Here is a 19,468-nt window from a genome sequence, read left to right on the forward strand (position 1 = left end):
CAGTGTGGAGACCCTCACAGGTGTGCCCGGAGAAAATCGATGAACGCCATCGTCCGCGCTGAATGTCGCCGCTCACGACTGAACACGGCGCTTACAGGCAGCGCGGTGTTCTGATAATCGTTGAGCACGCTACGAACGTTGCCTTGTTCGACGTCAGCTGCGAACAGCCATTCTGGAGAAAGAGAAATGCCCAGGCCGCAGAGGACCATTTCACGGATGGCATCGCTGCTGTTGCTGGTGACGTTGCCTTTGATAGCCACATCGAACTCTCCTGCACCGTGCTTGAAGTGCCAGGTGTCATAGTGCTCCAGCAACGTGAAACCGATGCAGTTGTGGCTTGTCAGGTCATCGGGCTCGCGTGGCAGACCGTGTAGGTCCAGATAGGCGGGCGCGGCATAGACCCGCCGCGTGCTGGTACCCAGAGACATTGCCACCAATCCCTCGCTCTTGACCGTCCCGATCCGGATCGCAAGGTCGATGTTTTCCTTGAGCAGGTCTTCATTGTAATCGCTCAGCCGCAGGTCAATCCGGACATCGGGATAGCGCTGCAGAAAAGTCCCTACCAGCGGCGCTATGCACAACCTCCCGTAACTGACCGGTGCCGTTACTCTCAGGGGACCTGCGATCTGCTCCTGGCCGCAGGCAAAGCTAAGCGTGGCGGTTTCGAGGTGGCCGAGAATTTCTTGGCAGTGGCTGTAGAAGCGTTGGCCCTGGTCGGTCAGGGCCAGGTGCCGGGTGCTGCGGGCGAACAATGGCCCGCCCAGATACTGTTCCAGTGCGCGGACTTGCTTGCTCACTGCCGGCTGCCCCATGTTCAGCTCTCGAGCTACCGCAGAAAACGACCCGCGCTCCACGACGCGTACAAAGATGTGCATGTTGTCGAACAGGTCCATCGGCAATTAGGCCTCTTTGTGGAATAAGTCATATGCAAATTCAGTTTCTTATCGGAACAATGAAAGCGCGGCAACCTGTAAGCGTCCATTCAATCATAGGGTTTGCGTCATGAATCACACCATGCTTGCCGCTATCGCCGAATCTGCCCAGGTCCCTCTGACCGTCCGCCACATCGCTCGCCCTGTTCCAGGTAAAGGGCAGGTCCTGATCAGGGTTCACGCCGCGGGGGTCAATCCTCTCGATACCAAGATCGCGATCGGCGCAGGCGCCCACGCCCGTCAGGCGCTGCCGGCAGTACTCGGCCTGGACCTCGCCGGAACGGTCATCGGACTGGGCGAGGCGGTTGAAGGCTTCACCCCTGGCCAGGAAGTCTTCGGTATGGCCGGCGGGATCGGCGGCGCCCAGGGCACTATGGCCGAGTACATTGCTGTGGATGCACGTCTGATCGCGTTAAAGCCGCACAGACTCGACATGCGTGAGGCGGCCGCATTGCCTTTGGTATTCATCACTGCATGGGAAGGGTTGGTGGATCGCGCCAATGTCCGTGCAGGTCAACGTGTGCTGATTCATGGCGGCGCAGGCGGGGTCGGCCAAGTGGCTGTGCAACTGGCAAAGGCTCGCGGTGCCGAAGTCTATGCCACCGGTTCGGCGGCGAGTCTCGACTTCATTCGCTCACTGGGTGCAACGGCTATTGACTACCGTGCGCAGCGCGTAGATGACTATGTCGAGCAGCATACGGCGGGGGAAGGTTTCGACATCGTCTACGACACGGTGGGAGGCAGCACCCTGGATGCGGCGTTCAAGGCAGTGAAGCCTTATACCGGGCACGTACTGAGCTGCCTGGGTTGGGGGCAGCACAGCCTCGCGCCGCTGTCGTTTAAAAGCGCAACCTACTCGGGCGTATTTACTCTGACGCCGTTGCTCACAGGCAAGGGGCGCGAAAACCACGGGGCTATCCTGCGCGAGGCCGCCGCGCTGGCAAATGCCAGGCAACTGACGATCCGGATAGATCAGCAGCCATTTGGACTGAATGAAGTCAACGAAGCGTTTCGCCAGGTCGCGGAAGGTCGCGGCAAGGGCAAGACGGTAATCCATTTGGTGAGCGAATAGTCCCCAACGACTTCAACGGTGTGCAGCCCTCCGTGAATGGTTCATACCGCATTACGCACTCACATTCGCCGGTCTTCAAAATGCCTTTATTTTGTCATGTTCCTGCAATGAACCCATGCGAGTTTGGTCGCCGGAAAATAGGACGCAACCGAGTGTTTCAGTGCGCTAATACACTGTTTTAAATATGGAAAATTGATTTTAATGTCGATGTTTTGTCAGCGCATGGATAAGTCTGAGAGTGGTGGGGGTGGGTGCAAAATCCCATCCAGTGTATTGACGAAGATTCTGTCGCAAACAGCCGCGGCCACGCTGCGCATTTCCATCGACGAAGAACCGTGTCAATTGGCGTATGAGCGGTTTCTGGAGGGGATCGCCCAAGCGCTGAAGCGGCCTTCGACTGTCTCGACAACTCACGCTGTGGCCCACGTGTCATGAAGGTGGTGACCTCAGGCTCGGCCTACCTGGACATCGACGCGTATGCCTGTTGCATTGCGTACGCCGAGCTGTTGAATCTCCAGGGCGTTGATGCTCGGGCCGTCAGTAGCGCCCCGCTCAATGCCAGCATCTCCAAGACCGTGCTCGGATGGCAATCCTCTCTGGACGATTATCTGCCGAGGGCGGGTGATGAGTTCGTGTTGGTGGATGTCTCCGACTACCAACATTTCGACCCGGCGGTGGTGCTTGAACAGGTGGTGGAGGTCATTGACCATCACCCAGGCTTTGAAAACTATTGGGCGCAGAAGCTCGGATCTGCGGCGGACATCCTGCCGATCGGCGCAGCGGCGACTCTGATTTTTCAGCGTTGGGAGTCGGCAGAGCTGTTGCCGCTGATCAGCAAAAAAAGTGCGGTGTTGCTGGCCACGGCGATTCTGGACAACACCCTGAATTTCACCGGGCAGTTGACCACCCAATCGGATATTCGGGCTTATGAAGTCCTCGCACAGCGGGCGAAACTGGAAGCGGACTGGCCCGAGCGGTATTTCGCCGAGTGCCAAGCCACTATCGAGTCGGACCTGATTGGCGCATTGGCGGTGGATATGAAGCGGCTGAAAGCCGATAGCAACCTGCCGCAGGTTTTTGCGCAGATGGCGGTGTGGGATGCCAGTGCGCTGATCCGAACGCATCGTTCAACGATCGGTCACTGGTTGGCGGCGCAGGGGGGCGACTGGCTGTTGAACGTCATCAGCATCCGCGAGTGCAGAAGCTACTTTCTGGCTGAGCCCTTGGTTAGTCAACAAAAGTTGAGCCAATTGCTGTCGATCGAATGGCATGCCGGAATGGCTGTGCTTGAGCGCGCGCTGCTACGTAAGGAACTGTTGAAGTTGGGGTTGGAGCGCATCTCGGTTATGAGTAAACCCCCTCTGGTTTTGTAGCCACGTCGAAGGGTTGTTTCTGGCTGTTTTCTACCTGCCGTAACTGCTTGAATCCACCGCCAAAAGACGTCATTCAAAGGTGTCTGGGAACTAGGCGCTATTAGAGGAGGGGGACGGAAGGAGCCACGCTCCTTCCGCGGGTTCAGCTAATCAGTTCGTACCAATGTAGGGGTCCCATTGGATGAAACGTGTCGATGGCCGAAGCCCTCCAGAGGTCACCTTGACCTGGATCTGGTAGGTGGTCTGAGACGATGCGTTGCGAGCCAGGCCCACCCAATAGTTACCCGCGGCACCGACTTGCATCGGGTAGCCATCGCTGCCGAACACACTGCCCTGGGAAATTTGGAAGCCGGTGATGGACACCGTGTCGCCAGCGTTCGGATCGATCGGAACCACCTCGAAGCCGAGGTAGTCCCCGATGTTGCAGTGGGTGCGCAGTTCCAGCGTTCCTTCGCCGCTGCTGTCATTGCTCAGACGATTGTCGAACATGTACACACCGGTGGAAATGTTCCCGCCACCAGTGCCGAGTACATATGCGGTATCGATGGCAATGGTGATTGCGGTTTGCGGATTGGCGATGCCGGCTAGCACCTGCGAATCAGCCGTCCACACTTGGGCAGTACTTTTTTGGCCACTCATTGTCGTGCTCCTTCCTTAGGCAGAGACAGTCACGCTGGGGTTGAGCTTCACGGTGATACCGGAGCCGCCCGCCACCTGTACGTTGAGGGATACCGGGTAGGACGCAGTACCTGCGTTCTGCACGGTGCCGGTGTACGCGCTCGCGTTATCCGAAGCGGTTTGCGGCTGGCCACTGAAGCCCCAGGCGCTCGAGTTACCGAAGGCGGCAATGGAGACCTGCGAGGTCGACTTGGGATTGATCAGGAACACTTGCCAGCAGACATTGCTGCCTTTGGACGCAGCAGTATTCAGGTTGGCGGTGCCTTCGTGGGTGGTGCCAGCAGAGATACGGTTATCGACCAGATAGACCCCAGCGGTGGAGCCATTGGTCACTGCATTGTCGTCGACCCAGATTTGCACCTGGACGTCACAACTGGTGGTAGGAATTGCCATGAGAGAACTCCTTGTAAGGTTTCGACGCAAGCGTCGGGCGTGCCCTATGTCGACCCCACACGCTTACCTGCAGGCGTGGTGCCGAACCACCTTGAGCCTTGTGGTCGCGAGGACCTTGGCAAAGCATCTCGGTCAGGCGAGTGGGAGGATAGACAAAGCAGATAAAGGCAACTTGCCATTACGCTATTGGCAGTAGAGCCATTCGAAATAACTGCCGCGACAGCAGCCTCAAATCGCCTTGGCGAAACCACGGAGTAAAAGGTTCTCGAGATTGCAGGCATGGCAACCTCAATGCCGAAACGGCTGGCGATGACCTTGCACCCGCTCCTCGGCGGGTCAGCGCATGGCTGTCGAGGTTCTGGGTTAGTCACTGGGGATTGATGGCTAACTTCTGTCGGTCGCGACAGGTAGAAATCGGCCAATTGCTGCCCGTCACTAGCGGCAGAAATCGGCCAAAAGCAGCTCCTCAATTCAGGGGCGTTTTCGTCCGAAAAAACACCATTCGGAAATGTCTGAAAGAGGACGCGCAGGCACCTACCTCAAGGACGATGCAGCCCTGTCGCATCCCGCCAGTACAAGGTTTGTTCGAACTGAAAGCTAATAAGAAAGAAAGCCGAACACGACTGAGATATGGACTGAGCGATTTTATCCAGATCTTCCATAGCCGACTCCCCCTCTGGTTCGGGCCCTTTAATTCTGATGGTGCAACGCACAGCGACAGGGAAGTCGATACCCATTGTATTCTCAGCATAAATCGTAGGGTCATCGAGTACGTCATTGGTACTCAATTTAAGTCCCGAGGTAAATTCAGCGTATAGCCCATTTCCTGCGACCTCTATTTCCCAAGCACCGGCATTCGCAACTGCCTTGCTCAGCGTCGAAATTGTGAGCGTACTATCAGCTTCCAAGCACAGATCAAGACTCATGAATCCTCCCTTTTCCTTGGCTGCACACTTGCACCAAAATTTTTGAGTGCGATCTTCGCGACAGTGTATTTGGCTAGGGGTTTGAATGTCTGCTTTTGGCCGATAGCAGTCAGTTGTCCACACCCTCTATCAGCCGACGTTGTTGAAATATCGAGTACGAAAGCGGTTTTGTCTGGCAATTGCGCTTACTTGCCGATCCGGGCGCCAAGATGGCGCTTGCCAATCGATAATTTTCGCAAGCAAGCACAGCGCCTTACCAGTTGTAACTCACCGATCCGGTCACATTTCGGCGATACCCGTATTTGCAGCTGTCGCCCGTGTAACCGCACTGAGAGACATAGGTTTCGTCGGTCAGGTTGGACGCATTGAGCGACAGTTTCGCCCCGGCATAGGCTGAAGACAGCTTGCCAAGGTCGTAACTCAGGCTGGCGTCAAACAGCATGTAGTGGGGGATGCCTTCGCTATTTTGCGAGTCGATATAGCTCGGGCCGACGTAGCGTACCCCTCCTCCTATCGCCAAGCCCGATAGCGCACCGCTCTGAACGGTGTATTGCGACCACAGCGAGGCCAGTTGTTCAGGGGTATTGCCAGGTTGATTGCCTTTTTCACCGGCCGTATTGCTGCGGGTAATTTCAAGGTGTGAATAGCTGTAGTTGGCCATCAACTCCAGAGCATCGGACAGTTGCGCCTTGCTTTCCAGTTCGATACCGCGCGACTGGATCTCTCCGGTCGCCACCGAGAAACGATTGTTGCCGGGATCTGCCGTCAGTACGTTTTGCCGCGTCAGGTCGAACAGCGAGACAGTCACGTAGCTGTCACTCCCCTTGGGCTGGAATTTGATCCCGACTTCGTACTGGCGGCCAGTTTCGGGTTCGAAGGCACTGCCGTCACGCGCCACCGCCGTGATGTTAGGAAAAAACGACTCGGAATAGCTCGCGTAGGGTGCCACGCCGTTGTCTGCCAGGTACATCACACCGGTCCGCCACGTGAAGGCGTGATCGCGTTGCTTGAGGTCCGCCGCCGTATCGGTGGCGTAATGGATCGTTTTCGAACGTGCCCAGTCTTGACGACCACCCAGGTTGAACACCCAGTGCTCGTCAAATTTGAGCTGTTCCGAGAGATACACACCCGCCTGGTCAAGCTGACGACGCTGGTTGATGTCGTAAAAGGCGTCCAGGTCGCTGTAATCCTGGTGGTAGACCGGCGCATAGATATCCAGCGGATCAACCACGTTGCCACCCCCCAACTGATTGGTGCTGGCGTGTTGCAAATCGATACCGACCAACGTTGTGTGTTCGAAACGGCCGGCGTTCCACTGGGCTTGGAAATGGTTGTCGAGCAGCGCGTTCTTCACCTTTTCGTGGCCCAGATAACCGAAGCGGCCCACGGTGCGCTGGTCGTCATCCAGGCCGTATTGGTAAATCGTGCGTTGCTCCTGATAGGAGCGGCTGTAACGGGCGTTTTGGCGGAATGTCCAGATATCGTTGAGGTGATGCTCAAACTGATAACCCAGCGACCACTGTTCTACATCGTACTTGTCGAAGTCGGGGTCGCCGACAAAGCGATCCGTGGCAATCCGTCCGTAACGCGAGCTGTCGAGGGTGCCCACCCGTGGCAAGGCGTAGTAGCCCAGCACATTGCGGTCTTTTTGAAATGACGTCAGCACCGTCAGCGAGGTGTCTTCCGAGGGGCGCCAACTGATCGCCGGGGCGATGAATTGACGGTCATCACGGGCGTAGTCGATTTGCGTGCCACTCTCTCGCCACAGCCCGGTGAGGCGATAAGTCAGGACGCCATCGTCGGTAAGCGGGCCGCCGAAGTCCGCAGCTAATTGCTTGCGATCAAAACTGCCGGCCTGCATCACCAGTTCATGAAGCGGCTCATCGGTGGGGCGCTTGCTGATCACGTTGACCATGCCGCCCGGTGAGGTTTGACCATAGAGCACGGATGATGGCCCGCGCAGTACTTCCACGCGCTCCAGTCCATAGACTTCACCCACGGCACGGCTCTGGTTGGCAAAGCTGTACTGGCGCAGGCCATCACGGTAGATACCCCCGCCAGTCGTCGCGTCAAAGCCACGGATGCTGATCGTGTCGCGCCGGGTATCGACGCCATTGGCTTCACCATTGACCCCCGCCGTGTAGCGCAGCACCTGCCCGATGCTTTGTGGCTGCTGGGCGTCGATCTGCTTACGGGTGACCACACTGATCGATTGAGGCGTTTCCATGATCGACGTATCGGTCTTGTTGGCACTCATGGTTCGGCTGGCGACCAGGCCGTCGTTGTTGCCCAACGAGGTGTCGTACGCGGTGCCACTGATTGCGGTCGGTGCCAACTCCAGCACGTCGCTGTTGCCCGGTACCAGCAGCAGGCTACCGTCGTCCTGGCGCTCATAAGTCAGCCCCGAGCCGAGCAAGAGCTGCGCCAGGCCGGCCTCAGTACTGAAATCGCCTTGCAGCCCCCGGGTATTCTTGCCGGCCGTGAGCGTCGAGCTGCCCGCCATGGTAATCCCCGCCTGTGCGCCAAAACGCGACAGCGCAGCATCCAGGGGGCCTGCGTCGATGCTGTAATGCTGTGAACTGCCAGCGGCGAAAACCGGCAGGCTGCAAAGCGGTTGCACGCTGAGCAACAACAGCCCAAGCGTACGGGCACGCAGGGCGCGGGAAGGTGAAGTCATACGGGGCTCCTAAGGGGTGACGACCCACCTCTGGCGGGTGGGTGATCCCTATAGGCCAAGCGAGTTTGAAAAAACTATCGCGCAGCGAAAAAAATAATTCAGGCCGGTACGATCGAGACCCAATACCGAGTCATGCGCTCGATACGCACCGGCAGCGTGCGAGCTATCAGCGTCAGTGCCGCATCGGTGTCATCCAGCGAAAAACTGCCTGTGAGGCGTAACCCTGACACCTGCTCATGACTCCGCAAAATACCGGGACGGTAACGCGAGAGCTCGGCCACCAGCGTATCCAGGCGCAGGCGATTCGCTGGCAAAATTCCGCGCAGCCAAGCCTGGGTGACCAGCAGGTCGGCGCGGTTTGGCACGCCGATCCCGAAGCGGTCCACGCGTGCCTGCCATCCTGCCTCAAGCGAGGATGGCGCTTGTTGGCCCCGTGAGTGCACCTGCACCTGGCCTTCCAGCACGGTTACCTGCGTGCCTTGCCGATCATGGCGCACCTGCAAATGCGCTTCGCTACTCTGCAGGATCGCGTCCGGTGTGATTAGTTGCAGCGAGCGCGACTCTGCCCGCACGCGCAAGGCCAACTCACCCTCGATCATTTGGATGCGCCGCACCTGATCAGTGAAATCCAGGTTCACGGCACTGGCCGTGTTCAGCCACAGCGAGCTGCCATCAACCAGCGTCCACTGGTGACGCTCGCCCGTACCTGTACGGTGGTTCGCCAGTGCGGCGCGCACCGGCGTGGAACCCGCGCCTTGCCAGGCAACCCCGCCAACCGCACCAAGGACCAGCAGGCGCTTGAGTACCTGCCGACGTTTCTGCATGTCCGGTCCGGCCGACTCCAGTGCCCTACGCGCGGTGGCATCGCGCAAAAGATTCGCTCCAGGCTGTTGCAACAGCAGCAAGCTGGCGACACGTTGCCAAGCCTGTTCATGCTCATTGCTCGCCTCGCGCCAACGCTGCAATGCGTCCAGATCAGGCGCACTCATAAGCCCGGACTGCATCCTGACAAGCCAATCAATGGCGATATCGCGCACCTGCGGACTAATCTCGGCCCTCATTCGAAACGGCTCGCATAGCAAACACTGAATGCCTTGCCCATGGCTCGTTGCACTTGAGCCACGGTCAGCCCCAACTGCGCAGCGATCTGCGGATACGTGAGGCCGTCGAGCTGAGACATGAAGAAAATCTGCCGTATGCGCTCGGAGAGGCCAATCAGCAGCGAGTCAAGTTGCAACAAGGTTTCGATCACCAGATACCGGTCCTCGGGTGACGATTCCACCCCCTCGGGCCGAGCAGCCAACGCTGCAAGATAAGCCCGCTCAATCTCCTGACGGCGCCAGCGATTGACCAGCAGTCCATTGGCAATCGCCGCTAGAAACGCCATGGGCTGACGCAACTCGCGCACCTGCTGAGGGGCGCGCAGCACGCGGATGAACGTGTCGTGGGCCAAATCCTCGGCGTCGGCACTGTGCCCCAACCGCCGGTTCAGCCAGCCCCGTAGCCAGCCGTGATGATTCTCGTACAACTGTTCGACGGACGATGTTGGGCTGGCATCCTGCATGTAAGGCTCGCACTGCGCGAATGATAATACTTCTCATCCTATTGATCGAGCGGGTGGTTGTACAGTGTTTATCATGTTTGATGTGGTGGAATTCTCCGCCAATATTCCTGAATGCCTTTGAATTACCCTGACCGGGTTTATTCGAACGCGAGAATGTTATCCCTCCAACTCTATCGGTCGCTGCAAAATGTCCGCTCCTGGCCGATCGCTGCCTTTCGCGAAGAGCAACTTAGGGTCGATTTTAGCCGGTCACAGAAGGCAGAAATGGGCTATCAGCGACATTACCGTGTTGATCTTTTAGCTTGCTGAAACGTTTCATCGCGTTTATAAAAATGGCACAACTCCAAGAAAGGCTGCCGCCATGACCCCGCTCAAACTTTTTGTTGCCATCAGCGCACTGTCCGCTGCCTCCCACGCCATGGCCTGGGATTACGTTCTGCTCGACACTGACAAAGCCGCCCAGAGCTGGCAGATCACCAGTCAGCAACTCGGAATAAAAACCGACAAAGCCTTCAGCGTTACCTTGCGCACCTTGCACGGCGGTCGGCAGGAGGGCGTCAGCATCGTCGACATCGATAACGGCACGATGAAACTCTCGGTAGTGCCGACTCGCGGAATGAACGTCTTGCAGGCCTCGGTTGGCAATGTACGCATGGGCTGGGATTCGCCGGTCAAGGAAGTGGTCAATCCGTCTTTCATCGAACTCAATGGCCGCGGTGGTCTGGGCTGGTTGGAAGGTTTCAATGAGCTGGTCACCCGCTGCGGATACGAATGGGTCGGTCACCCCGGCGTCGACAACGGCGAACTGCTGACCCTGCACGGTCGGGCCGCCAACATTCCTGCGAATAAAGTCACGCTGCATATCGATGAAAAACCACCGTACGCCATCACCCTGCGCGGTGAGCTGAAAGAGCAGGCGTTCAAGAAGGTCGACTTCTCGGTCGCGACCGAACTGGTCACCGAACCCGGCAGCGTCGTGTTCGCCCTCAACGACACCCTGACCAACAACGGCGACTATCCGAAGGAATACCAGGCGCTGTATCACAGCAACTTCAGCACCCCGTTCCTGGAGCAGGGCGCTCGTTTCGCCGCGCCGGTGAAACAGGTGTCGCCGTTCAACGACAAGGCCAAGGACGATCTCCCCGACTGGCAAACCTACCGCGCACCGACCAGAGACTACGACGAAACGGTGTACAACGTGGTGCCGTATGCCGATGCCAAGGGCGATACGTTGACCGTGTTGCACAACAAGGCCGGCAGCCTGGGCGTTTCGGTCGGCTTCAATACTCAGACACTGCCCGTGTTTTCCCTGTGGAAAAACACCGACACCCAAGGCCAGGGCTATGTCACGGGGCTGGAGCCGGGGACAAGTTTTTCCTACAACCGCCGTTATCAGCGGCCACTGAATCTGGTACCGACAATTGGGCCCAAGGAACACAAGCAGTTCCGCATCAGCTATAGCTTGTTGGCGGATAAGGCGGCGGTGGATAGAGCCTTGAAGCAAGTTAGCGAGATTCAGGATGGGCGGGAGACTGAGGTGCGGCAGACGCCGTTGGTTGATCTTACCAAGGGGTGACACGGGCTGGAGCATTGTCGGCCGATATTGCAGCCCCTCGGCCATATGTTCGCGTCTGAGCCCGTCGGCTTGTTCAAGGTCCACCAGCAAGCGCGCGACCTTGAGCGGCGATGGGCTGCTCGCAACGATTCGGTCACTGTCTGCGGTTGGCCGATTTCTGCCCGTCACGAACGGCAGAAGTCGGCTAGAAGCGGTCATCGCGACGATGCAGTACGATGCATGCCTACCGGTAGATCATTAGGACTAACCCATGCAATTCCATGGTTTCGTGTTCGGGCATATCGAGGTTGAGATTCACAGCCGTGCCTACGATCTGCATAACTTCTACCAAGCCAGCGCCATCAGTTACGACATCTTGGATCGGTCGGTTGTAGTTAGCTTTACTCGACGGAGTGACTCTTGGGTGCCGACTGAAGAAGCACGCAAGATTACTATCAGCTTCCATGAGGTTGACTACTTTTCAGCGAGTGGGCGGGATGAAAACTCGGCTGACAGTGACGGTAATGTTCTTCATTCGATTGGAGCGGTGGAGTCCAGTGCTGAGACACAAACCTTCTACCTCACAGATAATATCCAACCAAATCATCACCTTGTCATGCGCTTCGAGTCTGGTCTGACATTACGAGTACAGGCCGTTGAAGCACGGTGCGAAATCGTTTTCTGACCGGCGCATAACTAGGGCCCTCAACGACCCATAACTGCCGCTGGCGACAGATAGAAATCGGCCAGAAGCTGCCTCTCTATAACAAATGATCAGAACACCCTGTTCACAACCCCATGCTTCCAGACGGCGCCCACATGAACTGCCTTCGGTTTTTCATGGGTGCTGCGTTTCACGCACAAATTCGATCAGCGCCTGTAGCGCTGGCGGTACGTGACGCCGGCTGGAGTAATAGATAAAAAACCTGCTTGGCAGGGCTTTCCAGTCTTCAAGAATTTCCTCCAGTTGCCCCTGAGCCATGTAGTCCCTGGCCATCTCCTCATACACGTACGCGATCCCGGCACCGTCCTTCGCGGCTTGGATCATCAAGGTGTCATCTTCCAGTATCAACGGTCCTGCCACGGCCAGGCGCATGGGCTGGCCCTCGGCACGATATTCCCACTTGTACAGTTTGCCGCTTGGGAAGCGTCTGCCAATGCAGGCGTGTTCAAGCAGCCTTTGTGGCGTGTCCGGTGTCCCGTGCCTCCTGAGGTAACCGGGGGCAGCAACGGTGACAAATCCCTGCGGTGAGCCCACCGGGACGGCGATCATGTCACCGGCAAGGCTTTCGCCGAAGCGCACGCCTGCATCGAAGCCTTTGTCGATGATGTCGCTCAATCCATCGTCAGCCACCAGCTCCACGTTGACACGTGGGTAGGCGGCAGTGAATGGCGCCAGCAGTGGCGCAATGACGAGGTGGGCTGCGGGTCGCGATACGTTCAATCGCAGCGTACCGGTGGGAACTTCTTGTTTGAAGGTCAGTTCATGCAGCCCTTTGGCGATCTCCGCCAACGCTGGAACCAGCGTAGCGAGCAGTTGATTGCCTGCTTCAGTGGGCGTCACGCTGCGAGTGGTACGGTTGAGCAGCCTGACCCCCAGCCTGCCTTCCAAGGCACGCATGGCGTGGCTCAGGGCCGATGCAGACACCCCTCGCTCGTCGGCCGCTTTGCGAAAGCTGTGATGGCGAGCCACTGCGGCGAAGGCGTCGAGTTCGGAAAGATCGCATGGGGTTTTCATGAATAGGGTTCAGTAGTTCAAACACGATTGGCTATCTTATCGTCGGTAACCTCCCCATGGATACTTTGCGCATCAATCGATGTGAGGTGTTTATGCAAAAGAATCGACTGGGTACGTCCGAGTTGTTGATTTCGCCAATTGGCATGGGCACTTGGGCCATTGCGGGGCAAGGGTGGGAGTTCAGCTGGGGGGCACAAGATGACCGAGATAGCCTGGCGGCGTTGGAGTACGCGGTCGAGCGCGGCGTCAACTGGATCGACACAGCGGGGGTCTATGGACTCGGCCATGCCGAACGGTTGACGGGGCAATTGCTGCGTCAGGTGCCGGCTTCGCGTCGTCCATTGGTATTCACCAAAGGCAGTCTGGTGTGGGATCCCGAGACCCGTGAGATTTCTCATTCGCTCGCCCCCCAGTCACTGATGAAAGAGATCGAGGACAGCCTGCGTCGCTTGCAGGTCGATGTCATCGACCTCTATCAGATTCACTGGCCAGCGTTCCCGGCAGATGGGACCAGCGAAGGCATCGAGGAGGCTTTGGCGACTCTGGCCCAAGCCAAGGCGCAGGGCAAGATAAGGGCAATTGGCGTGTCAAACTTCGATGTTCCCCAGCTTGAGCGAGCCCGCTCGGTCACCGATATCGCCTCCCTTCAACCGCCGTATTCAGCTTTGATGCGTGATATCGAGGACCATATTCTGCCTTATTGCGCAACGGCGCAGGTCGGCGTGATTGCCTACTCGACTTTACAATCTGGCCTACTGACGGGAAGCATGACCCGCGAGCGGATTGCACAGCTGCCCGACGACGACTGGCGAAAATCGCGCAGCGCCGACTTCCAGGAACCTCGCCTCAGCAGGAATCTCGCTTTGGTAGAAGTGATGGCAAACATTGGTGCCAGGCATGGGGTCAGTGCGGCGGCCATCGCTATCGCTTGGGTGCTGCGTGATTCGGCAGTCTCCGGCGCGATAGTAGGCGCACGCCGGCCTGAACAGGTGAATGGATTGATCGATGCCATCAGCGTTCGTCTTGGCCAGGCTGAAATAGAAGAAATAAGCCACTATTTACCTGAAGGTATGGGTACGAACGTACCCAGCAGTGTGGCTTGAGCAAGCTGATGTCTGCCGGTTGATGCTCAGTGGCGTGTGATCTCTGGAGTCAGCGAGTGACTCCTGGAGATCATTCGGGTGATAGCCCGCTATCGGCCAAGACCGGCCAGTCGGTTACCGGCAGAGTCGACAGAAGGACGAGCCACCAAGACCTGTGTTGACTACGCCCGATCTATTCGCCCGGAGTAGCAACCCTGCTTGGCATTGTGAACGTGAATGTAACTAACCTCTGGATTGGCAAACATCCGGGTGACTACAGGTTCTATTGCTATTCCATCCGCTACGTCGGCGTCGAGCATCATCCCATCATCAGTGAAAGCGCGAAGTGATAGCAGGCGGATTCGCATAGACTCAGGTACTTGATCGACTGCGTCATAAGCTTGCGTGACCCATTCCCGTATGAAGATCGCGTGTGAGGCGCGGTATGGCGTTTTGGCTGGCTGACAGACATGGTTGAGTAAAAGCACGCTCTGACCTAGCTCCGCATCTTTCATTTCGATACGGTCAGGAAACCCTGGGTTGCTGTCGACGATATAACGCTTCATCCCAAGAGATGCCAGCTCTTGGTCGGGCAATCCAAACAGTGACTGGAATGGCTCGGGGGAAAGGCCAGTTATACGGAACGCCATGGTCGAACTCCTATTGGTTTGGAGTCCTATCAGACTGGAAGTCGTACAGTACTTACTATCCGATTCTTGCTGCTTTATTCAAGCTGCCGCGACCGGCTGCTTCGGGCCGATTTCTGCTTTTTGGCAGCGCTAGCGACCGGTCAAAACCTGCCATCTGATCGATGTGCGCGGGCCTGGCGCGATGTTGAAACATGTGACGTCGGACGGACTTGGGGTCTTTAAACCGGTCGGTTTAGAAAGACCAAGCGTGCTGCCAGAGCAGCCATTACCGCAGCGAAGCCATAAGCGCCTAGGCGTTTGGAGACCAAGCCTTTGCGCAGGCGCGCATGAAGCCGTCCGGCGCAAAATCCGAGCAGGGAATGAAACACCAAGGCGATCAGCGCAAGCAGCACACCCAAGAACATCAATTGCAACGTGACGCTGCTGCTGCCTACGGTGACGAATTGCGGTAGGAATACCATGAAGAACAACAGCGCTTTTGGGTTTAACAGGCTATTGAGCGTGGCTCGGGTAAAGATTTTCCGCAATGAAGCCTGCGTAGGTTGAGTGTCAGTATCCGAAGGGGGAGCCTTCAATGCTTGCCAAGCCAGCCACATCAGATAGCAAGCACCTGCCCACCGCAGCAAGTCGAACGCCGGTGCCCAACTCATCACCAGCGCCCCTAGACCCGCGCTAACCAGGACGGTCATCAGCAAATCGGCCAGGGTTATTCCGAGTGCTGCCGCGAGGCCAGCTCGCCAGCCGTGGGCAACTGCGTGGCTGGTGACGATTGCCATGTTAGGGCCCGGCACAATAAGCAGCAGCAAGGCGGCAACAATGAACAGGTAGAGATTCGTAGCGTCTGGCATCGCGCAATACCTCCTTGGATGAGGAGCCATGCTAACCGGCAATGTTCAGGTAGAAGCAGATACAGCGGGGGGGTATTTGGGCGCTACAGTCTGGTGCACTACGCCCTGAATACTGATTGATACATCACCGAATACATTATCATCAGCCCCCCGTTTGGCAGCCCCAAGCCTCGGAATGGTCAGGGCACCTAATGAAATCAGGGAGAGATGGATGTACCTCAATCAAAAGTCCAGTCGCTGTATCTTGCTGGCGGGCGCGTTGGTAATTAGCGGTTGCACTTCGTTTTTGCAGGGCAAGCAGTATGTCGTTCCCGGCCCCGATGAGCCCTCCGCAACGGTTCGCCTCAAGGCTGGAAATGGTGCGAGACTGGATGCCATGACGTTCAGCGACAATGGATGCTATGCGGGTTACACCATCTTGCCCTCTAACGGCGGCTACATCGAATCTCGGGTCGCCGTGAATAAGGAGCTGATCCTGACCTATGCGCAGGTCGCAGGAAGCAGCGTTTGTCAGATACCGTTCTCCTTCACGCCACAGAACGGCGCCAGCTATACCTTAATCCAAGGCTCCTGGAGTAAGCCCAAGTCAGGCATTCTTCCGATCTTCAACCACGACGAACATTTCTGCGGCGTAGGCGTCATCAAGAAAGTCGGCGACCAGGAGAGCATCGAACCCATTCAACAGCTGAAAATCAAGACTGGGTTCGCATGCCTGAAGTTCGTTAAGTAGAGATACCGCACGGCATCCGCTGCGAGTTGGTTGAACCATTTCGAGCGGATACCGCCCTTCCCGGACAACGATACCGATGACCGACTACTGTGCTGAAAGGTCAGCTTTCGGCCAAAAGCTGCCCGTGATGATCGGTAGCTTTCTACGAAAAAGGTCCGATCGAATCAAATCACTTTTTAACCGCTGCATCCCAGCATTCGGGATTAAGCGAGCATACGTTGTATTGCCGATCCATCAACGCCATGCGGTTGAGATGGGCATCAGTGGCGGCGTTCAGTGATTGCTCACTGGTGACCATGTAGCGCGCGGCTCTATCGCTCATGCGTGCACTCCATTGGCGCCGAATCTTTTCATCCAAGGCTTTTGGTGACGTGGCCATGGCTTGAAGTGTACCGTCGTCTACTCGGCTCAACTCGTCGCGGTAGGTTTCGATGTACTGGGTTCGTGCAGCGTCGTGCTGGTGATTTAGGTCGTACTGGAGCGCTTCCAAGTTTTGCTTGTAGAGGGTCCAGTAACCGTCAGGTAGCACGCCACCGTCTTTCTTTCGTAGCGCGGCAATACGCCCATCGTTGTCGTTATTGGCTCTGAGTACCGGCTTGAGCGACGAAATGATAACGGGGTCATTGCTGATAATTTGGTTCATCAACACAGTGCGTAAACTAGTCTGAGGCAGACTCTGGCCCAGGGGCTCCACGTGGATCGGCTCCGCAGGTTTCAGGGGAACAGGTTGGCTCACGCAACCTGTAACCAACAAGGCCAAAAAGAGGATCGACGAGAGAGGATGACGTAAAAACATAAGCTACCCATGAGCATGGCTGGTTAGAAAATCGAGCATAACACCCGCCAACCGATAGTGTCATTTTGACATCCCTTGAGCCCTGTCAACACTTCCTGTTACCGGAGTGCGAGCCCGACTCCACTTATACTGCCTGCCGCCGCAAAGTCAGGATGTCAGCTCGGGTCGGCTTCTGCCCGTCATGATAGACGTCTGTCGGCCAGAAGCTGCCCTTGGAGGCGAACTGCATTTGGCTCTTCATCCACCACTGATATGGAGGAACTATCCTTGGAAAACCGTTCAGGGTGACTCTCCGTATGCTCCAGATTTATTAGCCTGCTGTTCTTCCTGTTTTCACCGTCGCGTGAAAAACTGCGCGCTCTTTGCCGCTCACTTTTTGTCTGTTTTGATGGAACTGCCGATGGACATCATGGATACCAAGCAAGAAAACACCCTTGAAAAATCACTCAGGCTGGCAGCGGATGAACCGGCCCATCGACCTGACTTTTTCAAGACGCTGTTGAATTCCACTATCTACGTCCTTGGCACTGCCGGCACTGGCGAAGGGCAAGTCAACCTCGATGCTGGTAGCAACATCAGCATCGCGCATTGGCAAAAGCCTGACGGCTCCGCTGTCATCCCGTTTTTTTCTTCGTTGCAAACACTACAAATTTCCATAGATAGCGAAGAGTCCTACGTAGAGATCCCGGCCAGATCGCTGTTTGAAATCACACTGGGTACCCCTCTTTTCCTCAATCCAAAGTCTCCTTACGGGAAAGAGTTTTTCCCGGAGGAAGTGCGCCATCTGCTCTCCGACGAGATCGGCCAAAAGCCGATGCAGCGCACGGTCGAAAAAGACACCAAAGTGCTGCTCGGACAGCCGTCGCAATATCCGTCGAAGATGGTCAACTCGCTCACACAATTACTCGCCAAACATCGCAACGTAAAACGTGCATTTCTGGCGTTGATGCATGACGCATCGTCTGATCAAAAGCCTCATCTGATCATTGGTATCGAAGCGGACGGAGATATTGAACTGGTCATGCGCGAAGCCGGTAACGTTGCCGGGGATACAGCTCCGGATGGCGACCCCGTTGACCTCTATCGCGTTCACGAAGGGGAATCAGGCCTTAACGATTACTTCCTCAAACAAACCACACCCTTCTATGAACGAAAGTCGGCAGGCTGGCTGCGTTCATTGTTCGGCTTGGGCAAAGCGTGACAGAGATCAACGCCGTGCTAACCGCCGAGCAGGCCTGCGAAATCGTGCTTGGCCTGTTTGACGGCGTCATGAGAGATGGCAAACCTGAGCGTTTTGTCATTCAGTCATGTGAGCTTTCCGCCAACGGTGATTACTGGGTTATTCGCAGCAACAGTGAGGATTACGTCGTCCACGGAATGACGGAGTTCTGCTACGTCGGTGTTAACGCGCACTTGATCAACGTCATGACGGGCGAGCGTGAGACAGTCGTCAGTTGCATGAGTGTCGATGAGTATCTGCAAGACAAATACGATCTGGAGGCAGTGTCGGGCAACCAGTATGTACTGACCCCGGCAATTGACCGAGGCGACAAACCGGCGCTGGTCAATTTGCGTCGAAAACTGCAGTGCACCTATCCGCAAACCCTTGCGTTGCTGACGGGCAAACAACGACTTTGGCTCACAGGTAAACGCAGGCTTCTTGAAGACGCGCAGCGACTGCTTCTCGAACAAGGCATAACCACCCAAATCGAGTTAGTGCTTGATGCCGGCGAAGCAGTCGCCATCGGCGTCGAAACCTGGCACATCGAAGCGGTGTTGAGGGCTGTGCGCGAGAGGTTGTGCTGAGCCGACGCCAAGGAGCAGTCATATAAAATGCAGTAACCCACCATCAATAGATACGGCCGACGCCATGCCCCAGCACACAAATCACCTATTTGCTTATGTAAGGAAAATCAGCAATTTCCGACCTGACGTTACCGCTATCGTGCTTTTCGGCCTGAAGGCCGAAGACGATGACCTGGTGTATCTGGAGATACGCTTTAAGGACTACGGAGAACTCCAAATTGAAGGCGACCACTTGATGCTTGGATTGGATGAGGCACTGGAAAGCGCCGAGTTCGAGTACGGTATTTTGCCAAATGATTGGCGAGTAATGAGCGAGGCGGAAACTCAGCGAATCCCATTCTTTGTCGGTGGAACATGCGTTTAGTGAGTTGACTGCTTTGGGTCGATGTCGGTCAATCATAACCGGCACAAATCGGCCAGAAGCGGACGACAACCTCATAAATAAACAAGGTAATCCCCCGGCTAGGCCGGTGCACTTCTTGAGATTTGATCGTGTGATGCTGTCATCGGGAACCTTCTGTCTCTACTAAGAGATAGGGTAAACCCAATCGAGCCTTGCTCACACGAAGTGGGACAATAAGTGTCACGTCGTCTTCATTCCGAAGAGGCGCAATAAGGCGAGTTGGCGAGGCAACGGGAATGGTCAAG

Annotated in this window: 20 protein-coding genes and 1 pseudogene; 9 read left to right on the forward strand and 12 right to left on the reverse strand. The window is 56.5% G+C overall.

Features of this window, described 5'->3' with window-relative positions; genetic code table 11:
• Positions 1-14 precede the first annotated feature (14 nt).
• Positions 15-893 carry a LysR family transcriptional regulator gene (locus PverR02_RS03685; RefSeq protein WP_079442786.1) on the reverse strand — a complete coding sequence of 293 codons (879 nt, stop codon included), beginning with the start codon at positions 891-893 and terminating at the stop codon, positions 15-17.
• Positions 894-1,002: 109 nt separating this feature from the next.
• On the opposite strand from PverR02_RS03685, the gene PverR02_RS03690 reads away from it, so the two are divergent.
• Positions 1,003-2,004 (forward strand): zinc-dependent alcohol dehydrogenase family protein, encoded by a 1,002-nt coding sequence (locus tag PverR02_RS03690; protein ID WP_079442787.1) that lies wholly within the window; start codon positions 1,003-1,005, stop codon positions 2,002-2,004.
• A gap of 431 nt (positions 2,005-2,435) precedes the next feature.
• Positions 2,436-3,377, forward strand: a complete 942-nt coding sequence (locus PverR02_RS03700; RefSeq protein WP_046384788.1) for a DHH family phosphoesterase — start codon at positions 2,436-2,438, stop codon at positions 3,375-3,377.
• A gap of 150 nt (positions 3,378-3,527) precedes the next feature.
• Here the strand turns inward: PverR02_RS03700 and PverR02_RS03705 are convergent, their stop codons facing one another.
• The 6 genes from PverR02_RS03705 to PverR02_RS03730 all read right to left on the reverse strand — a co-directional run bounded on the left by PverR02_RS03705 (position 3,528) and on the right by PverR02_RS03730 (position 9,615).
• Positions 3,528-4,016, reverse strand: coding sequence for a hypothetical protein (locus tag PverR02_RS03705; protein WP_017844471.1), 489 nt, complete (start codon positions 4,014-4,016; stop codon positions 3,528-3,530).
• A 15-nt stretch (positions 4,017-4,031) separates the two neighbouring features.
• Positions 4,032-4,448: a hypothetical protein gene (locus tag PverR02_RS03710; RefSeq protein WP_017844470.1), complete on the reverse strand. Its 417-nt coding sequence runs from the start codon at positions 4,446-4,448 to the stop codon at positions 4,032-4,034.
• 539 nt (positions 4,449-4,987) lie between these two features.
• Positions 4,988-5,374 (reverse strand): hypothetical protein, encoded by a 387-nt coding sequence (locus tag PverR02_RS03715; RefSeq protein WP_079442789.1) that lies wholly within the window; start codon positions 5,372-5,374, stop codon positions 4,988-4,990.
• Between the two features lie 253 nt (positions 5,375-5,627).
• Positions 5,628-8,051, reverse strand: a complete 2,424-nt coding sequence (locus PverR02_RS03720; RefSeq protein WP_079442790.1) for a TonB-dependent siderophore receptor — start codon at positions 8,049-8,051, stop codon at positions 5,628-5,630.
• Positions 8,052-8,149: 98 nt separating this feature from the next.
• Positions 8,150-9,112 (reverse strand): FecR domain-containing protein, encoded by a 963-nt coding sequence (locus PverR02_RS03725; protein ID WP_079442791.1) that lies wholly within the window; start codon positions 9,110-9,112, stop codon positions 8,150-8,152.
• Complete coding sequence (locus tag PverR02_RS03730) at positions 9,109-9,615, reverse strand: sigma-70 family RNA polymerase sigma factor (RefSeq protein WP_010170977.1); 507 nt, start codon at positions 9,613-9,615, stop codon at positions 9,109-9,111. The genes PverR02_RS03725 and PverR02_RS03730 overlap by 4 nt, the downstream gene beginning before the upstream one ends.
• Before the next feature lie 361 nt (positions 9,616-9,976).
• Here PverR02_RS03730 and PverR02_RS03735 point away from each other — a divergent pair, with 361 nt between their 5' ends.
• Positions 9,977-11,191, forward strand: a complete 1,215-nt coding sequence (locus PverR02_RS03735; protein WP_079442792.1) for an aldose 1-epimerase family protein — start codon at positions 9,977-9,979, stop codon at positions 11,189-11,191.
• Between the two features lie 9 nt (positions 11,192-11,200).
• Here the strand turns inward: PverR02_RS03735 and PverR02_RS33220 are convergent.
• Positions 11,201-11,319: pseudogene (locus tag PverR02_RS33220) on the reverse strand (magnesium chelatase subunit ChlI family protein); the annotation flags it as partial.
• 122 nt (positions 11,320-11,441) lie between these two features.
• Between PverR02_RS33220 and PverR02_RS03745 the strand changes: the two are divergent.
• Positions 11,442-11,855: a hypothetical protein gene (locus PverR02_RS03745; protein ID WP_079442793.1), complete on the forward strand. Its 414-nt coding sequence runs from the start codon at positions 11,442-11,444 to the stop codon at positions 11,853-11,855.
• Positions 11,856-12,008: 153 nt separating this feature from the next.
• Here PverR02_RS03745 and PverR02_RS03750 read toward each other — a convergent pair whose 3' ends face one another.
• Positions 12,009-12,908: a LysR family transcriptional regulator gene (locus PverR02_RS03750; protein ID WP_079442794.1), complete on the reverse strand. Its 900-nt coding sequence runs from the start codon at positions 12,906-12,908 to the stop codon at positions 12,009-12,011.
• A gap of 92 nt (positions 12,909-13,000) precedes the next feature.
• Between PverR02_RS03750 and PverR02_RS03755 the strand changes: the two genes are divergently transcribed.
• Positions 13,001-14,011: an aldo/keto reductase gene (locus PverR02_RS03755; protein WP_079442795.1), complete on the forward strand. Its 1,011-nt coding sequence runs from the start codon at positions 13,001-13,003 to the stop codon at positions 14,009-14,011.
• Between the two features lie 161 nt (positions 14,012-14,172).
• On the opposite strand, the gene PverR02_RS03760 is transcribed toward PverR02_RS03755, so the two are convergent.
• The gene (locus tag PverR02_RS03760; protein WP_079442796.1) at positions 14,173-14,640 is read right to left on the reverse strand and encodes a DUF1203 domain-containing protein; all 468 of its coding nucleotides are present in this window, start codon (positions 14,638-14,640) and stop codon (positions 14,173-14,175) included.
• Between the two features lie 218 nt (positions 14,641-14,858).
• The gene (locus PverR02_RS03765) at positions 14,859-15,488 is read right to left on the reverse strand and encodes a LysE family translocator (RefSeq protein WP_079442797.1); all 630 of its coding nucleotides are present in this window, start codon (positions 15,486-15,488) and stop codon (positions 14,859-14,861) included.
• A 211-nt stretch (positions 15,489-15,699) separates the two neighbouring features.
• On the opposite strand from PverR02_RS03765, the gene PverR02_RS03770 reads away from it, so the two are divergent.
• Positions 15,700-16,218 (forward strand): hypothetical protein, encoded by a 519-nt coding sequence (locus tag PverR02_RS03770; protein ID WP_079442798.1) that lies wholly within the window; start codon positions 15,700-15,702, stop codon positions 16,216-16,218.
• A 169-nt stretch (positions 16,219-16,387) separates the two neighbouring features.
• Here the strand turns inward: PverR02_RS03770 and PverR02_RS03775 are convergent, their stop codons facing one another.
• Positions 16,388-16,861 (reverse strand): hypothetical protein, encoded by a 474-nt coding sequence (locus tag PverR02_RS03775; protein ID WP_227778773.1) that lies wholly within the window; start codon positions 16,859-16,861, stop codon positions 16,388-16,390.
• A 553-nt stretch (positions 16,862-17,414) separates the two neighbouring features.
• On the opposite strand from PverR02_RS03775, the gene sseB reads away from it, so the two are divergent.
• The 3 genes from sseB (at position 17,415) to PverR02_RS03790 (ending at position 19,184) form a co-directional block, all read left to right on the forward strand.
• Complete coding sequence (gene sseB / locus PverR02_RS03780; RefSeq protein WP_079442799.1) at positions 17,415-18,215, forward strand: enhanced serine sensitivity protein SseB; 801 nt, start codon at positions 17,415-17,417, stop codon at positions 18,213-18,215.
• A complete protein-coding gene (locus PverR02_RS03785; protein WP_079442800.1) occupies positions 18,212-18,820 on the forward strand; it encodes a hypothetical protein in 609 nt (202 codons plus the stop codon). The genes sseB and PverR02_RS03785 overlap by 4 nt, the downstream gene beginning before the upstream one ends.
• A gap of 64 nt (positions 18,821-18,884) precedes the next feature.
• Complete coding sequence (locus PverR02_RS03790; protein ID WP_079442801.1) at positions 18,885-19,184, forward strand: hypothetical protein; 300 nt, start codon at positions 18,885-18,887, stop codon at positions 19,182-19,184.
• Positions 19,185-19,468 lie beyond the last annotated feature (284 nt).

Origin of the sequence: Pseudomonas veronii (assembly GCF_002028325.1) — a bacterium.
Lineage (GTDB): Bacteria > Pseudomonadota > Gammaproteobacteria > Pseudomonadales > Pseudomonadaceae > Aquipseudomonas > Aquipseudomonas veronii.